This is a genomic window from Paenibacillus sp. 7541 (assembly GCF_002276395.1).
GTDB lineage: Bacteria > Bacillota > Bacilli > Paenibacillales > Paenibacillaceae > Paenibacillus_AQ > Paenibacillus_AQ campinasensis.
In genome coordinates, this window is sequence record NZ_NQLZ01000017.1 from 12882 (window position 1) to 36427 (window position 23546).

At 55.0% G+C, this 23546-nt stretch carries 15 protein-coding genes; 5 read left to right on the forward strand and 10 right to left on the reverse strand.

Annotated features, from left to right (window positions below):
* Positions 1–109 precede the first annotated feature (109 nt).
* Positions 110–979, forward strand: coding sequence for a helix-turn-helix domain-containing protein (locus tag CHH75_RS11835; RefSeq protein ID WP_176475540.1), 870 nt, complete (start codon positions 110–112; stop codon positions 977–979).
* 161 nt (positions 980–1140) lie between these two features.
* On the opposite strand, the gene CHH75_RS11840 is transcribed toward CHH75_RS11835, so the two are convergent.
* From CHH75_RS11840 to CHH75_RS11860, 5 genes are all read right to left on the reverse strand, one after another.
* The gene (locus CHH75_RS11840; RefSeq protein ID WP_095398237.1) at positions 1141–2013 is read right to left on the reverse strand and encodes a carbohydrate ABC transporter permease; all 873 of its coding nucleotides are present in this window, start codon (positions 2011–2013) and stop codon (positions 1141–1143) included.
* Positions 2014–2031: 18 nt separating this feature from the next.
* Complete coding sequence (locus CHH75_RS11845; protein WP_095264386.1) at positions 2032–2907, reverse strand: carbohydrate ABC transporter permease; 876 nt, start codon at positions 2905–2907, stop codon at positions 2032–2034.
* Positions 2908–2951: 44 nt separating this feature from the next.
* Positions 2952–4280, reverse strand: a complete 1329-nt coding sequence (locus CHH75_RS11850) for an extracellular solute-binding protein (protein WP_095398238.1) — start codon at positions 4278–4280, stop codon at positions 2952–2954.
* A 95-nt stretch (positions 4281–4375) separates the two neighbouring features.
* Positions 4376–5944, reverse strand: coding sequence for a response regulator transcription factor (locus CHH75_RS11855; RefSeq protein ID WP_095264381.1), 1569 nt, complete (start codon positions 5942–5944; stop codon positions 4376–4378).
* The gene (locus tag CHH75_RS11860; protein ID WP_095398239.1) at positions 5941–7752 is read right to left on the reverse strand and encodes a cache domain-containing sensor histidine kinase; all 1812 of its coding nucleotides are present in this window, start codon (positions 7750–7752) and stop codon (positions 5941–5943) included. The genes CHH75_RS11855 and CHH75_RS11860 overlap by 4 nt, the downstream gene beginning before the upstream one ends.
* A 563-nt stretch (positions 7753–8315) precedes the next feature.
* Between CHH75_RS11860 and CHH75_RS11865 the strand changes: the two genes are divergently transcribed.
* From CHH75_RS11865 to CHH75_RS24855, 4 genes are all read left to right on the forward strand, one after another.
* Complete coding sequence (locus CHH75_RS11865; protein ID WP_095398240.1) at positions 8316–9938, forward strand: SWIM zinc finger family protein; 1623 nt, start codon at positions 8316–8318, stop codon at positions 9936–9938.
* Positions 9935–12937 carry a DEAD/DEAH box helicase gene (locus CHH75_RS11870; RefSeq protein WP_095398241.1) on the forward strand — a complete coding sequence of 1001 codons (3003 nt, stop codon included), beginning with the start codon at positions 9935–9937 and terminating at the stop codon, positions 12935–12937. The genes CHH75_RS11865 and CHH75_RS11870 overlap by 4 nt, the downstream gene beginning before the upstream one ends.
* Positions 12938–13325: 388 nt before the next feature.
* Positions 13326–15191, forward strand: coding sequence for a rhamnogalacturonan lyase (locus CHH75_RS11875; protein ID WP_483310931.1), 1866 nt, complete (start codon positions 13326–13328; stop codon positions 15189–15191).
* Positions 15192–15386: 195 nt separating this feature from the next.
* Entirely contained in the window at positions 15387–15551 is a 165-nt protein-coding gene (locus CHH75_RS24855; RefSeq protein ID WP_176475541.1) for a hypothetical protein, read from the forward strand.
* A gap of 366 nt (positions 15552–15917) precedes the next feature.
* Here the strand turns inward: CHH75_RS24855 and CHH75_RS11880 are convergent, their stop codons facing one another.
* The 5 genes from CHH75_RS11880 to CHH75_RS11900 form a co-directional block, all read right to left on the reverse strand.
* Entirely contained in the window at positions 15918–18662 is a 2745-nt protein-coding gene (locus CHH75_RS11880) for a carbohydrate-binding protein (protein WP_095398242.1), read from the reverse strand.
* A 39-nt stretch (positions 18663–18701) separates the two neighbouring features.
* Positions 18702–19976, reverse strand: coding sequence for a glycoside hydrolase family 125 protein (locus CHH75_RS11885; RefSeq protein WP_155617548.1), 1275 nt, complete (start codon positions 19974–19976; stop codon positions 18702–18704).
* A 25-nt stretch (positions 19977–20001) separates the two neighbouring features.
* On the reverse strand, positions 20002–20889 hold the full coding sequence (locus CHH75_RS11890) for a carbohydrate ABC transporter permease (RefSeq protein WP_095264365.1): 888 nt from the start codon (positions 20887–20889) through the stop codon (positions 20002–20004).
* A 15-nt stretch (positions 20890–20904) separates the two neighbouring features.
* Positions 20905–21795, reverse strand: a complete 891-nt coding sequence (locus tag CHH75_RS11895; RefSeq protein WP_095264417.1) for an ABC transporter permease — start codon at positions 21793–21795, stop codon at positions 20905–20907.
* An 85-nt stretch (positions 21796–21880) separates the two neighbouring features.
* Positions 21881–23518, reverse strand: a complete 1638-nt coding sequence (locus CHH75_RS11900) for an extracellular solute-binding protein (RefSeq protein ID WP_095264364.1) — start codon at positions 23516–23518, stop codon at positions 21881–21883.
* Positions 23519–23546: the final 28 nt, after the last annotated feature.

A 23546-nucleotide genomic window follows, 5' to 3' on the forward strand; every position in this document is an offset into this window, starting at 1 on the left:
GTAACTGCTCTATCTGCTACTATCATACATGCATATAGGCTAAAATGAACATAAACAATATGATTGCAACATGAACTATTTGCTCATATTTTTACTGGAGGTACTTTCCATGTTGGATGCAAGGCTGCTGATCTGTGATTACTCCTACCATTTTCAGCAATTCAGCAACAGTCATCGGGGCGGCCTGACGACCTATCTGTTCCGTCTCCAAACCGAGGGCGCCTGCGAAATCTATTGCAACGGAACGGTTCACCAGGTACAGGGCGGCGACCTGCTGCTTCTGCAGCCTGGGGATGAATATGAACTGCGAGTCAAGGACGACGCCCAGGACGGTCGGGTGTCCAGCGGAGATTATTATTTATTCTGCGACGGGGAATGGATCGATGAGTGGTGGGGGCGCATGAACCGCCCTGTCGTCAGCCATGTCGGTCTGGACGATCATCTGCTGGGGTTGTGGCGGCAAATGCTGCTGGAGAAGCGCCGGGGACTTGAGGAGGAGAACAGCGAGCTGGCCGGCTATTTACTGCGCAGTCTCTGCCTTTGTCTGGACCGGACGATTATGGAGACCAAGCCGGCAGACCGCCTTGCTTTCACCGCCCTGCGGCTGAAGCGGTTCGTGGAGGAGCATGCAACGGTAACGTTCAAGCTGGAGGAAGCCGCCGCTTCAGTCGGCCTCAGCCAGTCTCGGGCCGCGAAGTTGTTCCGGGAATACTATGGCAAAACGATGATCCAATATGCGCTGGATATCAGGCTGAATGCCGCGATAGAACGGATGAAATACAGCACCATGACGCTTGAGGAAATCGCGGAAACCTGCGGTTTTGCCAGTTACTCCTACTTCCACCGCGTATTTCGGGCCAATTACGGCATGTCGCCAATGAAGTTCCGGGAAACAGCCGCCGTACCGGACACCTTTCCCGACTGGGATGATCACCTGATTACGGGCAGGCAGAGCTCGGACAGCACAAGGCCGCAATAACAGAGTTGTCATGCTCCCCACGGATAAAACGACTATAGTAATGAAATAAACAAAAGCAGCAGGAGCAGGCCTTCATCAGGCCCTGCTCCTGCTGCGAGGGAATTCGTTCATGTGTTAAATGGTTTATAAGCTTGGTCATTCATATGCTTCATTACGATCGCTTAGCCCTTGATCGATCCGGCCACCATGCCCTTCATGATCTGCTCCTGCAGGATCAGATACGCTACGATCGTCGGAATGACCGCAATGGCCATCGCGCTCATCGTGAGGCTGTAGTCGGTGCCGAAGCCGTCCGAGAACAGGGACAGGCTCAGCGGCAGCGTCTTCAGGGACTGCGTATTGATGAAGACGAGTGCAAACGAGAAGTCGTTCCAGAACCTGAGGAACGCCAGGATCGAGACGGTGGCCACAATCGGCAGGCAGAGCGGAAGGATCATTCTGCCGAAGATCCCCCACCAGCCGCTGCCGTCAATCATGGCCGCCTCTTCAATTTCCCTTGGGATGGAAGACATGTAAGCCATCCCGAGAAAGATTGCGATCGGCAGCTCAATCGCCGTGTAAGGCAGAATTAACGCGCCATAGGTGTCCAGCAACCCGATTTTGTTCATCATGATGAATAGCGGAACCAAGGTGCTGTGAATCGGAATCAGCAATCCGACGGTGAAGAGCATCACGATGACTTTTTTGAGACGAAACTGAAATCGGGATAACGCATAGGCTGCAAGCAAGCTGAATATGATGGTCAGCACCATCGCAGCCAGCGTCACGATGGTCGAATTTAGCATCGCTCTTCCCATATTTCCGAGCTCCCAAGCCCGGAAAATATTGTCCGTCATCCACTCGGTCGGCAGACCGTAAGGATTGGAGAAGAAATCCTGATTGGTCTTGAACGCGCTGGAGAAAAGCCAGTACAAGGGATAGAGCGTAACCACTGCATAGACGAACAGCAACAGCTTTCCGAAGCCGGACAGTCCCTTAAGCAGCGTCTTCTTGCTGGAACCGGAATTTCCGGAACCGGTCGTTAATGAACTCATATCGCTCCCTCCTTCATGTTAGCTGGGCTTTCTGCGCGTGATGATATAGTTCAAGCCGATCAGCAATGCGCTGATCACCATAATCATGGTGGAGACGGCCGAGCCGAAACCGTAACGGTACACCGCAAAGGTGCTGTTATACATGTAGGTGGCCAGCAGCTCCGTAGAGCGGGCCGGTCCGCCGCCGGTCATGATCATGACATGGTCGAATGCTTTCAGGCTTCCCGAGATACAGAGAATGATGGTTACCACCACCGTGCCCCAGATCATCGGCAACGTAATGCTCTTCAGCTTGTTCCATCCGGCAGAGCCGTCGATTTTCGCCGCATCATGAATCTCGGGTGAGATGTTCTGCAGGGCGGCGATGAAGATGACCATATACGGGCCGATGTTGGCCCAGTTGATCGGAATCGAAATCGCCAGCATGTTCACCTTCGGATCGGACAACCAGGCCCGGGTCCAGGATTCCAGTCCGAGCAGCTCCAGCACGTAGTTGGCGATGCCAAACTGCGGATGGTAGATGTAGCCCCAGATCAGACCGACAACTACGGTGGACAGCACCATCGGCATGAACACAGCCGACCGGATGAAGCGTGTAAAGAACGAATTTTTAGACAACAGGATGGCCAGGATTAGGGCAACCGGAACTTGGCCGATGATCGATGACACGACCAGAATCAGGTTGTTTCGGAGCGCCCGCCAGAAGACCGGGTCCTTTAACATTTCCGTATAGTTGTCAAGCCCGATAAAGGTGGCGTCCCCGAAGCCCTTCCAGCTAAAAAATCCGTAGTATGCCGACCAAAAGACCGGTACAATGACAAATGTCAGAAAAATCAGAAGCGCGGGAAGCAGCGCTATCGCTATAAATCCTTTGCTTCGCATGGCTGTAGGCATGGCAGCCTCCTTCCTAATCCTCGTGCGTGATCATCCAAGATGTCTTATGGAGTAGCCGATCTGGCCTGCGCGTCCTGAAGCCGCTGTGCGACTTCCTCGACAGAGCCGCCCATCATAATCTCCTGCAGACCGTTGTTGATCACCTCAGCCGCTTCCGCAGACAGATAAGCATCATACACCGGCGTAATTCCGCTTGATTTCACCAGATTAAAGGCTTTGTAGTACAGAGGCGTAACTTTGGATTCGTCAATCTCGGTGTCGTACATTACCATGGAGTTGCTCTCTGCGATCGCCTTCTGCGCTTCCGGACCACTCATCGTGTAGATCAGTTCCAGCGCCAGTTCTTTCGCTTTGCCTTCGGTTCTGCTGCTGAGGGCCATGCCGCCGCCTGCGCCGCCCGTAATCGTATTGGCTTCCCCTCTGCCTTCCGGAATCGCCGGAACTACAGTAACTTCAATATCCTTCATTTGCTCTTCCGTAGCTGATGCAGCGAGGTTTGTCAATGTCCACGCACCGCTGATCATCATCGCTGCATTGCCCTGGATGAAGTATTGCTCAGCCTGCGTATTGTCGATGCTGTTTGCACCTTCCTGGAAGGCATTGTTGTCTACCAGCTGTTTGAAGTAACCCAGCGCTTCGATAAACTCAGGATCAGTAAATTTCGCCCCTTGCTGTGCAACAGCATTGACGAACCAGTCAGTTCCGGTTACCCGGTCTGCAATGGCGCCAATAATGGTCGATTGAGCTACCCAAGGCGCTTTGTTGCCAAGTGCAATCGGCGTTACGCCGTTATCATTAAAGGTGTTAATGGCTGTCATCAGCTCATCCCACGTTGTCGGTACCTCTACGTTATGCTGTTCGAACAACGCTTTGTTGTAGAACAACATCGAGGTTGCGGACATCGCAATCGGAGCGGAATAGAATTGACCTTCTTCGAATTCATACGGGTCAAACGCTCCATCCAGGAAGCTGTCTCTCCATTCCGGATGCGCATCCAGAATTTCCGTAATCGGCTGAATCAGGTTTGCTTGATGAAATTCGGCAGACTGACTTCCCGCGTATACAAGAAATACGTCCGGCATTTCATTAGCGGCTGCCACGGTGCTCAGGCGTTGACGGTAACCGTCGGTTGGAATCGCCTGCGCATCCAGCGTTACCTCTGGGTGCTCTGCGGCAAATTGGTCGATAAAGCTTCTAACTGTTTGGGCCCGAAGATCGTCACCCGCAAAGTTGTGCCAGACCGTCAGCTTTACCTTTTCCTCGCTAGTTGAGCTTCCGCTGCCTGTCTGATTGCTGCTCTGCCCGCCTCCGCAGGCTGCAAGAATCAGTGTCATCATCAGCAGTACAAGACCTATTTTCCGTTGTGGTCTCATGGTCAATCCCCCTTTTTTTTAGTCGATTGCAGTTAATGTCTAGCTGATTAGTCCAAGTATATAAGAGCCTGCACCCGCTACACAGGGGATATAATTCAGTCGATAGAGGGACAAAATTCAGAACTTGTCCGATATTCGGAAGGTGTCTGACCTGTAAACTTCTTGAATAAGCGGTTGAAATACTTGATATCCTCGTAACCGACATCGTTGGCGATTTCGCTCACTTTGGCTGGCGTTTCCTTCAGCAATATCATCGCCTTGCGCAGTTTGGCCTGGGTCACAAATTCGATGTAATTCTGCCCGGTCTCCTTCTTGAACATCTCACTAAAATAGTTCGGATTCATATGAACATGCCGTGCAACCTGCTGCAAGGACAGGCTTAACCCCAAGTGCTCGTGGATATACTCCACCGCCCGCTGCACGGGGCTCGTAGCTGCCGACATCTCGCCATACTGCTTCATGATCCGCTCCAGGGCCTGAAATAGCAGTTCATCCGGACGGCTGTTCAGCTCGCGAATATTCAGCGCGTCCTGCTGCTGCAGCGGCTTGGTGTAGCCGATCGAGGCAGCCGCGCGCTCCAGCCAGCGCTGGGCAGCGACAAGCAGTGAGTTCAGATAGGCTTCCGCTGAGCCGGGCGTCGCCTCCTTGCTGCTTCGGATACGCTCAAACAGCTCGGCCACCCATGCCTCGAGTCTGGCCCGACTGCCTGAGCGCAGCAGGGACGACAGCTCGGATTCTTCCTCTACGCTGCATACGGTCCGTATGCCCTTTCGTTTTCCGATATCCGCATAGCGAATGCTTTGCTCCCCGCCAAGCAGCCACATGTACGAGCTGGCCTGCACCGCCGTATCCAAGGCTCGCGGAAGCTCCCCAAGACGGCTTACCGACTCACCGCTGGCCGATATGATCTGATAGCCGGTGCTCGGCTGCACCTTGCGGATGGCCGCGTCCATTCTGCTCAGCGCACCGGGCTCTTCAACCCGCGTCAACACGAGCAGCATGCCGCTCCACTCCAGCCATGCACAAGGCACCGATTCAGCCAGACAGCCTCCGATCAACCCCAGCAAGTCCCCGCCGGGGCTGCCGTCTCCACTGTGCTCCGGCAGGCGTATCGACAGCATCCATACCTGGAGCTGTCCCTGTCCCTCATCCATGCGCAGATCAGGGAACCGCTCCTTGAACTCCTCCTGAGCCTGTTCATCAGGGGACACGCCGGATGCGAGCAGTCGCCGCAGAAAGCCGCGATTCACCACCATCTCCTGCGCTTTGCCCTGCGCCTGGCTCTGACGCCGCTTCTCCAGCCGGTCCTTCACCTTCAGAGCAGCCTGGACGATTTCTCCAGGGCGGCTCGTCTTCAGCAGATAATCGCGCACCCCTTCGCGCATCGCCTGCTGGGCATACGTAAATTCGTCAAAACCGGAGATGACAATGATCTCGATCCCCGGAAATTGCTGTTTCACCTCATGAGCCATATCCAGGCCGCTGATTCCCGTCATCCGAATATCCGTAAAAATAATGTCCGGCATTTCATCCGGGATACGCTGAAGTGCCTCCTCGGCCGAGGCAGCCGGCGGCAGCATCGTGAAGCCGTAATCCGACCACTTGATCACCGTGCTCAGACCATTGCGTATAATGACCTCGTCATCGACAATCAACACCTTCATTGCCCATCGCCTCCCTCGTCTATGGGTTCTCGTCCGCCATTCCCTTGAATCTCCGCGGAAATGGTGAACGCAATTCGGGTCCCAACACCTTCCGTGCTGTCCACATGCAGCCCTGCGTTTTTGCCATAGTGAAGCATCAGTCTTCGGTGCACATTGCGCAGGCCGTAGCTGCGGCGCACCCCTCGCTCCTTCGCGTCCTGAACCGGCGGCTCTGCGAGCCCTTCTCGCAGCCATCTCAGTCGCTCGGGACTCATCCCGATGCCGTTGTCCTCTACCACGTAACGGATAAGATCGCCGCTCTCCTTCTCGACGCGGATCACAATCGTTCCTTCACCGTCCCGTTTCAAGATGCCATGCAGCATCGCATTCTCCACCAGCGGCTGCAGCAGAAGCTTCAGCATCCTCCGGTCAAGCAGCTGCTCATCCACATGAGCCTCGAACCGGAATTTATCCGGATAGCGGATCGACTGAATGTTGACATAATGGCGCACATGCATAATCTCCTGCTGAATGGTGCAATATTCCTGACCGCTGTTGAGACTGAAGCGCAAGAAATCGCTGAGCGACCCGACCATCTCGGCAATCTTCACATCCTGATTCATCAAGGCCAGCCAGTGAATGGAGGAAAGCGTGTTGTAGAGAAAATGCGGATTGATCTGCACCTGCAGCGCATGCATGTCCGCCTCCTTCTTCAGCGATTCGTTCAGCTTCACTTCATCGGTCAGCTTCACAATCCGCGAACTGAGCCGATTGTAGCTAATGATTAGCTGGCCTACCTCGTCCACCGTCTTGACCGGCAGCACCGGCAGCGGCTCTTCCGGGCTGGAATTCTTCAGGAACCGGGCCAGCACGGTTAGCGGATTCGTAATCTTCTGAATCAGGAACAGCACCAGGATGATAACCAGCAGCACGGCCACCGTAACCGCCACTGCCGTTAAATTCAGAAAATACTGGTTCTGTGAGCGATACTCCTGAGTCGGGATGATCCCGACCAGCATCCAGCCCACGCTTGGCATTTTTTTGTACAGCACCGTCTTCTTCCCGGCACCCTCGCCATAATCAAAATTGCCGCTTATCCCGTGAAACTCGCCCATGGATGGATAATAGTCAGCCAGCGTCTGATTCGTCTCCAGCTCCGGCGGGCCGGCGATAATGCGCTGATTCTCATCCACCAGCACGACAAAGCCTGTCTGCTCCAGCGCCGCTTGCCGAACATGGGTCGCAATCACGTTCTGATCGAGGTTGATCTGCAAATTGCCAATCGGCCTGTACTTGTCCGTGCTGCGAATCGGCCTTGCCAGCGTAATTACCTTCCTTACGCCCTCGGAAGTCCATTGCCTGTGCACGACCGACCACCACTTGGCATGCTCCTCATAATAGCCAGGCTCTTCCTGCGCAATATCCGTGAACTCCGACCGCACAAGGGTCCGAAAGGAAATCGAATCCTTATCATCCAGCGGCTCCACAATAATGTTGGCGATATAGTCTTTGGAGAAGGCCAGATTCGTTAGAAAGTTAAAAATCGCCGTCTGCTGGATGTAATTGCTCTGACTGCTCCTGAGATATGACTGCACTTCCTTGTGTCCGATTAAGAATACCGATATATTCTCGGCATCTTTCACCGTTGTGCCCAAGTACGCCTCCAGTTGGCGCAAGGTGTTCATTCCTGAAATTTTGGCCTTTTCCTCCGTGAAGCTCTCCGCCATTCGAAAAGAAAAAATGCCCAGAAACAGCAACGGAACCAAAGTTGCAATAATAATCAGCAGGGAAAGCTTATGCTTGAGAGACTTGCCGAACCATTGCCGCATATTCCCACCTCATCGCTAGACCCTGCAAGAAAGGGTGTGTGATATTACCTAACATTGAATGCGTTTCCCTGAATAAAATACGACATTTTTTTCGATTTTGTGTCAGATTTACTCCTATCTTAGAGGATACTTAAGTCTTAAGTAAATGGTAATAAAGTCTTATACATAAAAATTTATGCAGAACATAAATGCGAAAGACTGGTAGAATCGCTAACTTTTCGACGTCATTTCTAAGCGGACGGGTGAGGGTAACTCTTCATAAATATGAAAGCTCCTACGAAAGCTTCCGGTGACAAGCGATAATCAAAATGAAAGAAGTGAAATCTGGAGATTCCATTTCAAAGTCAGGATAAAAGAGGAATCGATGTCAAGACCATCCAACATCACGTTCAGTGTGATTATTCATACCATTCAAATCAAGCTGTTCTCTCCTTATAAATAGAAAGAATAGTGCAGCTTGTCCATCCCCTCTGTTAAAACCTGCTTCACCATGTTCCTTCGACTTATCGAATATGGTAGATTTAATGGATACCCAGAACTTTTTTTGCGCGGGGGACGACCTTATGAATTCAATACCGACAATAGATGACGCACAGTGGCAGCAGCTTATTCAGAGCACTGCGGAGCACTTCAGCGATGTGACGATCAAGCAGGGCTTCCAGTACTTCAAGCTGGGGCGAGTCCGGTCGACCGACACCGGAGAGGATGGCGTCATTGACGCCGAGGTTCAGGGGAAGGAACTCTATCGTGTTCGTCTGAACTGGAACTCCCTGGAAGATAGCGAATGCAGCTGCCCTGTCAGCAAGGACTGCAAGCATATTGTGGCCGTGATGATGGCGTATGCCCAGGCGCTGGGGCGCTCGGTGCACGCTTTGGCCAATGCGCACGCTGCCGGGTTTCGGTCTGCGGTTTATGCCGGGCAGGCGGCGGTAGAGCAGCGTCTGCGACAGGCCGAGTCGGTCAACTGGCGGGAGAAGGCCGAACAATTGGCAGAGCAGCCGATCAGCGCCTGGTACGAGCTGTTTGAGCTGTGCACCGCCTCGCTCGGGGCCAATGCCAACAATTCCTTTTACGTTAAAAATGCGCTTTCCTCCCTCCATCACATCAAACCGCCGCTGCCAGCGGCGTTGGATCCGCTGTATGAGCTTAACGCTCATCTCTTTGTCCTTGGAAAGCTGCTGAAGCAGCCGAACGCCTGGGCTTCCTCTGGAACCTATCTCGGCTATCATACCCACATAGCTGCTGACCAGCTGCTGCGGGTAATCGGACAGATTATGGCAGGCGGGCTTGCGGCGGCTGAAGCGGAAGCCTATCGACCACGGCTTGATGAAACCTTGAACCGCATCCGGCAGCATATGCTGGTGGAGCCGCGAAACCGCAAATATTATGCCCACACCTATATCCAGTTCTGGCTGCATTGGAAGCGGCCGCTTCACCCGGAGCCTGCCGCCTATGAGGACGAGCTGCGGCATCTGCAGGCGGCAGAAGCGGAACTGGGCACTGCCTTGTCGAAGACGCACTGGCTGATCGCGCAGGGGCTGATGCACTTCTATTTAAACCGGGATGACGAGGCGTTGGCAGCCATGGAGGAAACCCGTCACCAGGGCGATCTGCCGGCAGGCCCAATCCTTCATTTCTTCCAGGTTCTCTATAATGAGGCACAGTGGGAGCGTCTCAAGCGATGGCTGATCCGGCTCGGACCGATGCTGGAGAGCAACATCACCGATCATATGCGCGGCTACCATGCCTACTGGCAGACGATCGTGGAGCAGTCGCCAGACGCGCTCGGGGATATGTGGGATACCCTTCGCAAGATGCTCCCTTACTCGATGGACATCTATCAGGAGGCCCTGATTCACTACGGGGAATGGAGGCTGTGGATCGATTTGCAGCTAAGCCTGAAGAAAGAGCCGCTGCAGTTTCGGGTCAGCGAGCTTCAGCCGATCGAGAAGAACGCCCCTGAACTCCTGCTGCCCTTCTATCATCAGGCTGTCGAGCGCTATATCCTTCACAAGAACAGGGACGGCTACAAAGCGGCCGTCAAGCTGCTGAAGCGGCTGGCCAAGCTGTATAAACGACTGAAGCGGCAGGAGCGGTGGGACCTGTTCATCACAGGGCTATCGGTCCGTCACAGCCGTCTTCGGGCATTTCAGGAAGAGCTGCGGAGAGGAAAGCTGTTATCATGAGCCATTACACAGATACGATGAAAATCCATGTCGCTTTGACCGAATACGGCGATGCGCTGATCTACGGCTCCACCAGCATGCGCAGCACGCTGCCGGGCATGGAGCTGAAGCACCTACTGTTCGCATGGCATGAGGAATCACTGTACGGGACTGAACTGGCGGTCGAGGCCGTTGACGAGGTCGAGGTGATCATCCTGCCGGCAGAGCAGGTCGTTTCGTTCTTTGCAGAGCTCCGGCTGCTGGAGCATATCGAGTGGACTTGGGATGAGGAAACCGCCATGTTCATGAAGCTGGCGGCCCGATTTGCAGCCTGGATCGAAGCGCAGAACTATGTGCCGAGCCTTGACGCTTTCCGGCAAGGCAAGCTGAGCTGGACCTGGGATGAACGGGCACTGGAGCCCGACGAACGCGAGATGATTAAGCTGTTGGCAGACAGCCCTTACTACAAAGAAGGACTCGAAGCGGCCTTCTCGGCTGCGGTGGATCGGCTGCGTTATACCGCCGAAGCGGCTGAAGCCGATCTGCGCCGCGAATACCCGCTGCTATTTGCCGCCGACCGGTCCGCGGCAGATGGCATGGATCAGCATGCCTGGCTGATCCATATCGGATGGCGGCCGGATACGGCACCGTTTCGCCCGCTGCTTCAGCTGCTGGAGCCGGACGAGGAGGCGCACGATTGGCGGCTCCTGCTTATGCTCCAGGACAAGCAGGATGCCGGGCAGCTGATCCCGATCGGCCTCAAGGATGGCGGCTCGGCACTTGGCTCGTGGCCCGAAGCATGGGACACTCACATCCATGAGCGTGCCGCCGCCTGGCTCACAGGCCTGCGCGCAGCGCTCCCGGCGGACATGCTGGTCGAGGGCGGGAGCTTCCTCGGCCAGCCTTTGTCCGATGAGCAGGCATGGCGGTTTCTGACCGAGGTCAGCCACCGCCTGCTGCAGACAGGCTGGCAGGTGCTGCTCCCCGCCTGGTGGGAGGCAGCGCGCCGGAAACAGCCGAAGCTGCGGGCCAAGCTGCGCGCCGGCGAAGGGGGAGAAGGCGCGCAAGGCGGCCGTTCGATGTTCGGGCTCGATTCGCTGATCAGCTTCGATTGGCGTATCGCCATCGGTGAGACGAGCCTGACCGAGGCCGAGTTCAAGGAGCTTGTAGCCCGGGGCGAGCGGCTCGTCCGCTTCCGCAACGAGTGGATTCCGCTTGATCCGGCGCTCGTCGCCCAAATCCGGCAGATGATGGACGGCATGAACCGGGAAGACGGATTGTCCTTCCAGGATATTCTGCAGCTGCATCTGCTGGAGTCCGAGGGGGAGCGCAAGTACTCCGGCGCGCCGGCGCGGAAGGATGATCCCGAGAAGCAGCTGCAAACGCCGGAACGGGTGAAGCTCGCCGTCGAGCTGAACGAGCATTTCGCCAAGCTGCTCGGCCAGCTGGTCAGGCAGAAGGAATGGCCAAGCGTTCCTGTCCCCGACGAGCTTAAGGCCACGCTGCGCACCTATCAGCATGAAGGCTTCTCCTGGCTTGCCTTCATGCGCCGTTACGGCCTTGGCGCCTGTCTGGCAGACGATATGGGTCTCGGCAAAACAGTCCAGTTTATCGCGTACCTGCTGCATGTCAAAGCGTGGGCGGTCCGGCCGAATGAGGTACGCCTGCCGTCCCTTCTTATCTGCCCGACCTCGGTGCTGGGCAACTGGCAGAAGGAGCTGGAACGGTTTGCGCCTTCCCTCAGGGTGGTGCTGCATTACGGCAGCAGACGCAAAACCGACGAGGCGTTTTTCAGAGAGGTACACGATGCGGATATCGTGCTCACCTCGTATGCAACGGCCGCCCTGGATCAAGAGATGTTAAGAGAGATGAAATGGGAAACGATCGGCATCGACGAAGCACAAAATATTAAAAATGCGGAAACCCGGCAGTCCATAGCCGTGCGCAGCCTCCGGGCCAGACACCGCGTGGCACTGACGGGCACGCCGATCGAGAATCGGCTATCGGAGCTGTGGTCCATCTACGACTTCATCAATCCTGGGTATCTCGGCAGCCTGCGAGGATTTAGCGGCCGATTCATCCAGGCGATCGAGAAAGACCAGGACGAGCAGCGCATGGCCGATCTGCAAATGCTCATCAAGCCGTTCATGCTTCGGCGCAAGAAGAAAGACCCGGCCATCCAGCTCGATCTTCCGGAGAAAAACGAGATGAAAACCTACATTCATCTGACTGCCGAGCAGAGCGCGCTGTACGACCAGACCGTACAGGAGCTGCTCCAGCGGATGGAGCAGCTGGAGGGAATCGAGCGCAAGGGCGCGATACTCGCAGCGCTTACGCAATTCAAGCAGCTCTGCGATCACCCGATCCTGCTGACGAAGGAGCCTTTGCCGGAGCTGCCAGCGTCAGCCAGACGATCCGGCAGCGAAGAGATGGGTGGCCCCCTGATCGACACCGAGGCAGTCGTCAGACGCTCGGCCAAGCTGGAGCGGCTGCTGGCCATGGTAAAGGAGCTGCGTGAAGAAGGCGACCGCTGCCTTATCTTCACGCAGTACATCGGCATGGGCGAGATGATGCAGCGAGTGCTGCAGCAGGAGCTTCAGGAGCCCGTGCTCTATCTGAACGGCAGCACGCCGAAGCGGACGCGCGACCGAATGATTGAACAGTTCCAATCCCGCTCCCTGCCGCCGGAAGCACAGCCGAATGTGATGATTCTCTCGATCAAGGCAGGCGGTGTCGGCCTGAATCTGACCGCGGCCAACCACGTGTTCCATTTCGATCGCTGGTGGAACCCTGCGGTGGAGAATCAGGCGACCGACCGCGCATACCGGATGGGACAGACCAAGGATGTTCAGGTCTACAAATTCATCTCCATGGGGACGCTGGAAGAGCGCATAGACGAGATGCTGGAAAGCAAGCAGCAGCTCAGCGATCAGATTATTTCCAGCGGCGAAGGCTGGATTACCGAGCTGTCCACCGATGAGCTTAAGGACCTGTTCACGCTGCGCCGGGACTGGGCATAATAAGAATCCTGGATTCCCGTCCTCCCTGCGGGGTACAGATCTCATGGGACATGTTGCAGCACGTCTATAGCAGGTGGTTCCGTGAATCTGGATAGGAAAATAGAAAGAAGCACTGGAGGGTCATTTATTCATGATTCTCCAGCGCTTCTTTTTTTGAGCAAAGATTACACTCAGCATCGACATTTTTATAGGAAATAATAGTAAAATATTACATTATGATGTAATCTATAGATGTGGTAATGCCTTGCTGTGTGGAAGACGGGTCTGCCCTCAGCGGTGTCCATCCGCCGTTCTCCAGCGGGCATAAATAAGCCCAGAAGGGAGATGACAACCTATCGCAAAAAAAGCATCATCAATATCATTTTATTGAAAAAGGAGGTTTCTCATGATGTTTAGTAAGCGGTTACATCGTTTCTGGCGAGTGATGCTGGGGCTGGTTGTTGTTGTATCCACGATCGGGTCGGTGTTTCTCCCGGTGTCCACAGCGTCGGCTGCACCCAGACAGGCGGAGAACATTAGCCGCGGCCTGGTAGCGGTGAAGGTAAGCAACGGCGTGTTCATCAGCTGGCGGCTGCTTGGGACGGAGCAGCTCCCGACTTCCTTCAATGTATATCGGAACGGAACTAAAGTGAACGCCGTCCCGATTACGAACAGCACGAACCTGCTGGATACTGCGGGCACGACTTCTTCCACTTATACGGTCCGGGCCGTCGTCGGCGGCGTGGAGCAGCCGGCCTCCCCCGCCGTCCGCGTGTGGGCAAACAACTACCTGGATGTCCCGATCCAGGCGCCTCCCGGCGGGAGAACACCGGATGGGGTGAACTATACCTACAGCGCCAATGATGCCAGCATCGGGGACCTGGATGGCGATGGGGAATACGAGATCGTGCTCAAATGGGACCCTACGAACTCCAAGGACAATTCCCAAGGCGGCTATACGGGCAATGTTTACCTGGATGCCTACAAGCTTAATGGCACGCGGCTGTGGCGAATCGACCTGGGTCGAAACATTCGGGCCGGCGCGCATTACACACAGTTTCTCGTTTATGATTTTGACGGAGACGGGAAGGCGGAGATCGTCTGCAAGACGGCGGACGGCACCGTTGACGGCACGGGCATCACCATCGGCAATGCCAATGCCGATCATCGCAACGCGAATGGTTATGTGCTCTCCGGGCCCGAGTTCCTTACCGTCTTCTCCGGTCAGACAGGCAAAGCCTTAACGACCATCGACTATGTTCCGCCAAGAGGAAATGTATCCAGTTGGGGCGACAATTACGGCAACCGTGTGGACCGCTTCCTGGCCGGAGTAGCTTATCTTGATGGCGTCCACCCCAGCATCATTATGGCACGCGGGTATTATACCCGGACCGTTGTTGTTGCCTATGACTGGAATGGCCGCGCACTGACCCGAAGATGGACATTTGACAGCAACAGCTCCACCAATCCCGGAACAGCCGGACAAGGCAACCACAGCTTAAGCGTCGCCGATGTCGACGGGGATGGCAAGGACGAAATCATCTACGGCGCTCTGACCATCAACGACAACGGGGCCACACTGTACAACACCAGACTCGGGCATGGCGATGCGCTGCATGTAGGAGATTTCAATCCAAACCGGCCTGGACTTGAAGTATTCAAAGTTATGGAGGATGCCAATGCACCTTACGGTGCTGCTGTATGGGATACCGCTACCGGGCAGATTCTGTGGGGGGTGCGTACCGGCAGGGACACCGGCCGGGGTATGGCCGCGGATATTGACCCGAACCATCCAGGGGTAGAGGTATGGGCCAGCGGCGGCGTCGGGCTGTATTCCATTACAGGCACCAAAATCAGCAATAACACGCCTTCGATAAACTTTGGCATCTGGTGGGACGGCGATCTGTCCCGAGAGCTGCTGGACGATATTCGGATCGACAAGTGGAATTACAACAACAACACCATGTACAATCTGCTAACCGGCTCTGGCGTCGCCTCCAACAATGGCACCAAAGCCACGCCAACGCTGCAGGCCGATCTGATCGGCGATTGGCGCGAGGAGGTCATCTGGAGAAAATCCGACAACACCGCGCTTCGCATCTACACAACTACCGATCTGACCAATCATAAGATATACACGCTGATGCATGATCCGGTATACCGGCTGAGCATCGCCTGGCAGAACGTCGCCTACAACCAGCCTCCTCATACAGGCTTCTTCCTGGGGAGCGGTATGGGGCCGGTTACGAAACCGGATATCTATGTCGTTCCATAACGAAACAGCAAGCCGTGACATGGCTTCATGTCACGGCTTTATTGTCGGCTTGCCCGTCCGCTCCGATGTGTCTCTGCCAACCTTATGGCCTGCACGCGTGTTGTTATTATTGGAAATAGACTCACGAAGAGCAGGCGCATAATGGCGCCGGTTCCATCGTATCGTCCATGATTACTAATTTAAGGAGTGCTGCTGATGCTTACCGTTATTCTCATTCTCCAGCTTGTCATCATCGGATATCTGTTTGTCATTAACGACAAGCTTCCCAAGAGGGATTTCGTCCAGGAGGCGCTGGACCGGGACGAGAAGCTCCGCGAACAAAGAGAGAAGCCGCGTTACAACCATGATGCTGATTCGTAATGCTGTACATAACCGGCAAAGCTCCCCGGCTTCTGCCCATTTAAAGGTTTATTCAGTTTATAACTCCTGGAGGCTTGGAAGTCCGCCTATTCCAAAATAATGATTCTTCCAATAATCACGCCTTCTTCATCCCGGGAAAACTGCATCGCTTTATAAGTCGTGCCGTCCCCGCTGAAATGGACTCTGTCGGAATCACCGGTCTGACCTTCCCTGAAAAAACTCGGACAGCGGTTCACCGATATGCAGGCATAATGAGGAGAAATCCCATACCTACACAGCCCCCGGGGCGACACTCATGAAAAATGCAGGCATAGAAAAAACCAGACCGGTGCGTCCGTCTCATCGGCACCTCGGTCTGGTTCATGTTTATTTACCTATTAAATTGTCCAAACGAACCGTGTATCCTTTGGACACATTTCCGGAATGGTCCACGGCTGTGAAGGTAATCGTATGGTTCCGGGGATTCTTCACCTCCGGCAGGAGCGCGGTCTGGATTCCGCGTCTTATTTCCAACGTTTCTCCGACTTGCTTTTTGTTCTTGAGCAGGCGGATTTGCACAAGCTTGCCATCCAGATCGTACGGTCCATCCCAGTACAGCCGGATGTGCCCGTTCTCTCGCACCGCCCGCACATTCTCCACCTCGCCCGGAGGCACTTCATCCGTCACCGGCTCTGGCGGTGCGGTTGGAGCTGTGAATACGTCCGGATCACCGAACGTAAATTTATCCAGGTTATACAGCCAATCCGAGCCTTTGAAGATCAGGAACACGATATGCTTGCCGGTGACGGGAGTCGTAACGTCCGCCGAGAACACCTGGAAATTCTGCCACCCTCCGGTTCCGTTCACCGTCGCGGTTGCCATCAGCGGCCCGTTCGGGCTATCGAGCCTCACTTCAATCGTACCGCCGCTGGTGTCACTGGCCGCATGAACATGGAACTGTTCCGGGCTCGTGTCGCCAAAGTCGATGTAGTTGTACATGGCATAAGGCTGATTCGGTCCATACATTCCTGCAAGGTATGTCTGGCCTCCGCCCTGCTCCGTGCCGAACCCGTCGCCAATCGTATAGTGTTCCGCTTCCAGTTTGCCGAAGGCATCCCGCGCCGAGCCTTTGACCGTCGTAAAGCTGAACCAGTCCAGATTGCACGGGAAGTTCTGACCATTCGTACCGTGAAATACGAGATACACGTCATGGATGCCGACAGCCTGTTCATGATCGATCACCGCCATCAATTCAACCCACTGGTCCCAATCGCCCAGGGCCGGAACCTGGACGACACCGACGCTTGGTCCGTCCAGGCGATCCAGCTTCACCTCGATTGTTCCGCCCTGATGGCCGCTAGCCACGCGCATCGTCACCCCTGCCGCACCACTGTCGCTGCCGAAGTCAATGCCGCGATACAGCGCATGAGCGCCATTGGCAATGCCCTCCAAGTAACCGTGCTCAGCGTTCACGCTCAAGCCCGAGCTGCCGTCCAGACCATCAGCGCGCAGTTTGGCATACGCGTGAGTCTGGGTCGGATCGGTCTTCGTGAAGCGGAACCAATTCAGGTTAAACAAATATTCATCATCCGCCTCGGTAAACACCAAGTACACGTCATGGGTGCCGGTAACGGTCACCGGATTCCCCTGCTCATCCTTGAGCACCGCGACCGCATCGATGAATTGATGCCATCCGCCGGTACCCTCCACGCGGACGTTGCCTACCAGCGGGCCATCCAGTGCGTCGAGCCGGACTTCGATGTTGCCGCCGCTCGTTCCGCTGGCAGCCCGGGCGATAAATCCGGTCGCGCCATCCGAGCCAAAATCCACGTTCTTATAGGCGGCGAAGTGCCCGGCCTGGATGCCGCCAAGCTGAAGCGTGCCCTCCGCACTGCCCTCCAGCACGAACCCTTTACCGATGTTGTATCTTTCCGCTTCGATCTTGTCATAGGCGCTCCTGGCCGGATAACGCAGCGTGACCTCCTGCGGCTCCACCACCGTAAGCGCCTGAACCGCACCAGAGGATGACCAAGACTCATAGGTGCCAGAGCGCAGTTGTCCGACCCAGTTGCCGTCGACAATTCCCTCCTCGTTGCGGTGACTCCAGGCCATCGCTGTATTGAAGGCCAGCCAGGCATCGAATTCCCGTTCGAACTCGTCATAGAGGCCGCTCCCCTCATGGTCCAGCGCTTGCTGCAAGTATGCCAGGTTGCGGATCAAGATCGTTTTGCCGCCCTTCAAATCTCCGTTCGGCCCTTCATAATTAAGCAGCCGATTGTTGTCCACCAGCCGGTCCATCGTAAACCGGGCGCCCTTCACAGCATCCTCCAGATATGTCTCGTCCCCGGTTACCCGGTACAGTCCCACCGCCGAACCAACGAATGTCCCTTGATTGTAATGTGTTGAATCCGGGATGGGGCCGCGCGCCACCTCGATCCGGTCGAACACTTTGCCCTCCCCGTCGGTCAGCATCGTTTTGCTCCACCGATAGATGCGGGTTGCCGCCTCAAGATAATGCGGATCGCCCGTAAGTTCGTACAGGAAAACAGCCGTTTGGGCCGCCGGGAAATTAATGCAGGCGTTCTTCGTATCATGCTCGCTGTTCAGCCACCAAATGCCGCCGCCCGCAAACTCATCATCCCACTGGGTATCGTATACAAAATCAAAGTAATATTGTGCTCTCTCCAGGTACCTGGCTTCGCCGGTAATTTGATAGGCCCGCGCGCTCCCCATGGCCCACCACATAATGTCGTCATTAAACGGATTGTTCGTCCAATCCTCTCCGTACTTGGCGACTGTGCCGTCAAAGATGTCGTCAATCTGAGTGCGAAGCTGCGCCTTCAGCTCCGGGTCCGAGGTGTGAAGATACGCGTCCATCACCATCTCCCACAGCTCGGCTTCAACCCAGAAGCTCTGGTAGTTGTCGCCGCGGTTCGAGTCCGCCCAGAAATATTTGGCCTGCGGGTCCCAAAACTTGGCGTTGAACGCCCGGATCGCCGCATCCGCATCCGCCGGGCCGAACGAAGCGGCCTGAACCGGAGCCGCCCCGATTACCGATGTGAATAGAAGCGCCACAACCAGCGGCAGCGCCAACAACCTCCGTAACGACCTTGTTCCCAGATTCCTGTTCACAGCATAACCTCCATTTCGAACGTTTGATTTTGTCCCATCCTATCGCATCTTGATTTCAAGACCACACAGACTTAATACGAACTCCACAAACATGGCGTTGGACCAGGAGAACCACTCCCGGGTATACTGCGCCGGGTTATCCTTATGAAATCCTTCATGCACCAGCCCCGTGCCGGCGTCCGTTCGCTCGAACATATCCAGAATATCCAGCTTCTCCGCCTCCTCTGCGGCGGTCATGCCCTGAATAGACAAGGCGATATGCCAGATATAGTCCTTCGGCGTATGCGGACTGCCGATGCCCTTGGCGTAGGAGCCTTCGTAATAATATGGATTGCGGCGGCTGAGGATGAGCTTGCGTGTATTCATATACACGGGATCATCCTTGGCGCAATAATCGATATAAGGCAGTGACAGCAAGCTCGGCACATTGGCATCATCCATCAGATTGACCCCGCCGAGACCGTCGACCTCATAGGCGTATACCGGGCCGAATTCCGCATCCTCGATCAAGGCATGGCGCTCAATGCCCTGCCGGATATCCTCCCGCAGCGCACGGACCTCCTCCGCAAAATGCGCATCGCGGTAAACCTGCTCATTCACCTCCAGCAAATATCCCAGTACCACAACCGCAAACATGTTGGACGGCACCAGGTAACCGTACTCACAAGCATCATCGCTTGGGCGAAAGCCAGACCAGGTCATGCCGGTATAAGCGGTCTTGCCGGGAAGGGTATTGGTAGGGCCGCCACCCGGCCGCTCAAAGGTATACGGCGACAATTCCTCATGCCGCTGCTCCGTCCGCCATGTCTTGAGAACCAGCTCGGCTGCCTGCTTGAATTCGGCGGTGAAATGGCGGGTTTCCCCAGTATTCTTCCAATATAGATAAGCCAGTTGAATCGGGTAACACAGCGAGTCGACCTCGTACTTACGCTCCCAGATCCATCCGGACATATCGGTGAGATCGTCATGGTGACCGCGGAAATTCTCAAATTCATTAAATGCGTTGGCGTAAGGGTCACGCAGGATACATTCGCACTGCCGCTTCAGCACGCCTTCGATGATTTCCCGCAGGCCCTGGTCCCCGGCAGCCGGGATCAGATAAGGTCTTAGCTGATTGACGGAGTCACGCAGCCACATCGCCGGAATGTCGCCGGTCAGCATGAACACAGTCCCGTCCTCGTGACGACGAATGGTCGTTTCCAGCGTGTTATCGTAACAGCGTTTGAACATATCCACGATTTTCGGGCGATGCCCCATCGTCTGTTCCACCAAGGCAATCAAGTCCGCCTGGGTAAGGTGCTCTGTTATGGTCATTCTCCTCTGCTCCTCTGCTTGCGATTTACTCCTTTACCGACCCCAGTACGATCCCGTGAATGAGATACCGCTGCAAGAACGGATAAATCAGCATGATCGGAATCATCGACACCAGGATTTTGGCCGAGTTCAGGGTCGTATTGGATACCTTGTTGTATTGCTGTAATTGTTCAACCGTCATATTCTGCATTTGGTCCCGGGTCAGGCTTAACTGCTGCAGATAGGTCTGCAGCGGGATTTTGTCGCTGTCATTGATCAGCACGATCCCGTCGAAGAAGTTGTTCCAGTGCCCTACGATGACAAACAGCGTGATCGTTGCCAGGCTGGGCAGGGAGACAGGCAGGAAGATATGCCTCAGAATCCTCAGCGGCCCCGCGCCGTCGATAAAGGCGGCCTCTTCCAGCTCCTTCGGAATGCCGCGGAAAAAGTTCATCAGCAGGATCACGTTAAACACCGGCACCGCCCCCGGAAGCACCAGCGCCCAGATGGTATTGATCAAATTCAGCTCACTGATGACCATATACCAGGGCACGATCCCTCCGCTGAACAGCATCGTGAAGATAATGATCCACATGTAGACATTGCGCGACCGGAACTGCGAGACGTTTCGCGATAGCGGGTACGCCATCAGTACGGTGAGCAGCATGTTGATCGCGCCGCCCAGAACGACCCGCTCAACCGATACGGTAAACGCCTGCCAAAATTTCGTATCGTTTAGGATTTTCACATAGGACGAAAAGTTCAGATCGACAGGAAAGAAATACACCTGCCCGGCATTGACCGCGGTGCTACTGCTGATCGAGATCATGATCGTGTTGAGCATCGGCGCCAGCGACAGAAATGCGATGACCGCGAGCGTGAACAGGATGAGCGCGTTGGCGAGCCGGGCCCCTATTGTTTGTGACTTCACCATAATGACACCGCCCCCCTAAAAGATCCTGTACCCGGCATATTTGGCCGCCAGCCTGTAAGAAATAATAATCAGCACAAAACTGATCACGGACTTCATGAGTCCGATCGCCGTCGCGAACGAATACTGCATGTTGATCAGTCCCATCCGGTACACAAACGTATCAATGATATCGCCAGTCTCGTATACAAGCGGGTTGTACAGGTTGAACACTTGGTCAAAACCTGCATTCAGCACATTCCCCAGGCTGAGCGTGCCCAGCAGCACGATGGTTGGGAAAATCCCCGGCAGGGTGATGTGCAGCATCTGCTTCCAGCGGTTCGCTCCGTCAAGCGCCGCTGATTCGTACAGCGACGGATTGATGCTTGTCAGCGCCGCCAAATAAATGATCGTTCCGTATCCGAATTCCTTCCATGTATCCGTAAAGATCAGGAGCGGGCGGAACCAGGTGTTGCTTGCCAGAAACATAATGCGCTCCAGCCCCAGAAACTCCAGCAAATTATTGACCATGCCATCGTAAGAAAAGATCATCGTCAGCATCGTCCCGAGCACAACCCAGGACATAAAGTGAGGCAAATAAACGATCGTCTGCACGGTACTCTTAAACAGCTTCAGCCGCACTTCATGGAGCAGCAGCGCAAATACGATCGGCACGATGAGGCCCAGCACGATTTTGCCTACGGCGATTACAATCGTGTTGATGAAGATCTGTTTGCTGTCCGGCAGCTGGAACATGTAAGTGAAATTGGACCATCCGACCCAAGGGGAGCCGAAGATCCCCTTGGCCGGAATGAACCTTTGAAATGCCATCACGGCGCCAAACATCGGTATGATCGAGAAGATAAACAGCGCAATCATGCCGGGCAGCAGCATCAGGTGATACGTGAGCCCATCCAGGCGCTTTCGCATTTTACGGCTGTTCGCCGGCACCTTCGTGCCGCGCTCTACACTTGCTTCAGTTTGAGCCATCTTATATCACATCCCGGGTTCCAAGTTATCGACCATTGATTTCAGCCATAATTTCGTCCCCGCCAGTGCGGTGCCAGGTGTCAACGAACTTGTCGAATTCGTCCAGCCCGGTTTCGCCCATAATGATTTTGAGGATCGTTTCCTCTTCCATCTTTCTCAGATTGGCCCACTTCAGCTTCATCGTTTCGGTCGTGCCGTAGAAAGCGCCCGGTATGACTTCGAGGTTCGGGTTGTTGGCTTCCCGCTGTCCTTCGATCCGGGAAAGGTATTCCCCATACGTGTTGGCATCCACGTCGTTGCCCTTCTCCTTAAACTCCTGGTAAGCGCGCAACGAGACAATCCGGTCTTCCTGAATCGACGAATCATCGCCGGATTCCTCCGCTTGCATAATGTCTTCATAGTAACGCTTCAGCACGTCATCATAGTCCACCTGCATCGGAATTTGCGTCGGATCGTTGTTCCAGCGGCTGTTGTCTGTCAGCAGCTCATCCGGATGATCCTTCTTGTACTGGACAGCGTCCTCGGTGAGCGAGTACAGGAAGTCCGTCGTCAGATTGATCGATTTCATAATCGCTTCCGGGTGCGGGTAATCCTTCTTCACCACCACGATCCCTCCGCCAATCGGATCTTGACGGATCGTCTTGAATTTCCCGGCATCATCGACAGGTGCGGATACAGCAACCCATTCCGCCTCCGGTGTCTGCTTGATCGATTCCTTGTAGTTGGTATAGCCGATCCACCATGGATTAAAGAGCATGCCAACCTGGCCGTTGATGACCAGTGCTTCCTTCTCTTCATTCGAGCGGACCGCAAATTGTTTGTCGATCAACCCTTCCTTGTAACGCTCACTTAGGTCCGCCAAAGCAGCTTTCATCTCCGGCTGCACCGATCCGTACACGGTCTGTCCGTCGGCGCCCTTGATCCATTGTCCCGGGAAAGCATTATAGACGGCGAACACCGGCGAGAAGTTCATCGCATTCTGGTCCATGATGAAGCCGCCGGTTTTGCCGGTGCCGGAAGCGTCCTTCTCCATGAAGGTACGGGCCAGGTTCCAGACATCATCCAGCGTCTTCGGCAGCTCGGCTCCGACCTTATCAACCCAGTCCTTTCTGACCCACAGCAGTTGGTGCTGGTTGCCGATGTTGGTCATCGGCAGACCCATAATTTTGCCGTCAACCTTGACCTGCTCCAGCAAGAAATCGCCATAGGAGCCGTAGATCTCTTTAATGCCTTCCGATGCCGTCTTCTCATAGACCTCGGTCAAATCGGCAATCAAATCGTTGTCCACCAGCTGGTTGAAGATTTCGCGGTCCACCAGCATGACATCCGGCAGATCGCCGGTTGTCATCGACAGCGACAGCTTCTGCTTCATATCATCAGTCTCCCAGGCTACCTTCGCTCTAACACTCACCCGGCTCTCTACATAGCGCGTGGCCAGGTTGTTCTCAATCGTGTCCCCTTCCGGCAGGTTGTTGACATGGTTCGTATTGCGGCCGATCGTAAACTCAACAGGCGTCTCATACTTGCCGTAAGGTTCAAAGTTCGGCGCGTTATTCTCCTGTACCGCTTCCTCGCCGCTGCCGCTGTCCCCTCCGCTGCAGCCGGCCAGCAGCATGCTGATGCAAACGGTGAAGATCAGCGCGATTTTCCAGGTTTTCTTCATATCTCTAACCCCTTTTCGTGTGATAGCT

Bases quoted from the DNA above. Each gene is read 5' to 3' on its own strand.
- CHH75_RS11875 (WP_483310931.1), top strand. From the start codon at position 13,326: ATGTTTAGTAAGCGGTTACATCGTTTCTGGCGAGTGATGCTGGGGCTG.
- CHH75_RS11845 (WP_095264386.1), bottom strand. From the start codon at position 2,907: ATGCCTACAGCCATGCGAAGCAAAGGATTTATAGCGATAGCGCTGCTT.
- CHH75_RS24855 (WP_176475541.1), top strand. From the start codon at position 15,387: ATGCTTACCGTTATTCTCATTCTCCAGCTTGTCATCATCGGATATCTG.
- CHH75_RS11900 (WP_095264364.1), bottom strand. From the start codon at position 23,518: ATGAAGAAAACCTGGAAAATCGCGCTGATCTTCACCGTTTGCATCAGC.
- CHH75_RS11860 (WP_095398239.1), bottom strand. From the start codon at position 7,752: ATGCGGCAATGGTTCGGCAAGTCTCTCAAGCATAAGCTTTCCCTGCTG.
- CHH75_RS11850 (WP_095398238.1), bottom strand. From the start codon at position 4,280: ATGAGACCACAACGGAAAATAGGTCTTGTACTGCTGATGATGACACTG.
- CHH75_RS11890 (WP_095264365.1), bottom strand. From the start codon at position 20,889: ATGGTGAAGTCACAAACAATAGGGGCCCGGCTCGCCAACGCGCTCATC.
- CHH75_RS11865 (WP_095398240.1), top strand. From the start codon at position 8,316: ATGAATTCAATACCGACAATAGATGACGCACAGTGGCAGCAGCTTATT.
- CHH75_RS11840 (WP_095398237.1), bottom strand. From the start codon at position 2,013: ATGAGTTCATTAACGACCGGTTCCGGAAATTCCGGTTCCAGCAAGAAG.
- CHH75_RS11835 (WP_176475540.1), top strand. From the start codon at position 110: ATGTTGGATGCAAGGCTGCTGATCTGTGATTACTCCTACCATTTTCAG.
- CHH75_RS11895 (WP_095264417.1), bottom strand. From the start codon at position 21,795: ATGCGAAAGCGCCTGGATGGGCTCACGTATCACCTGATGCTGCTGCCC.
- CHH75_RS11885 (WP_155617548.1), bottom strand. From the start codon at position 19,976: ATGACCATAACAGAGCACCTTACCCAGGCGGACTTGATTGCCTTGGTG.
- CHH75_RS11855 (WP_095264381.1), bottom strand. From the start codon at position 5,944: ATGAAGGTGTTGATTGTCGATGACGAGGTCATTATACGCAATGGTCTG.
- CHH75_RS11870 (WP_095398241.1), top strand. From the start codon at position 9,935: ATGAGCCATTACACAGATACGATGAAAATCCATGTCGCTTTGACCGAA.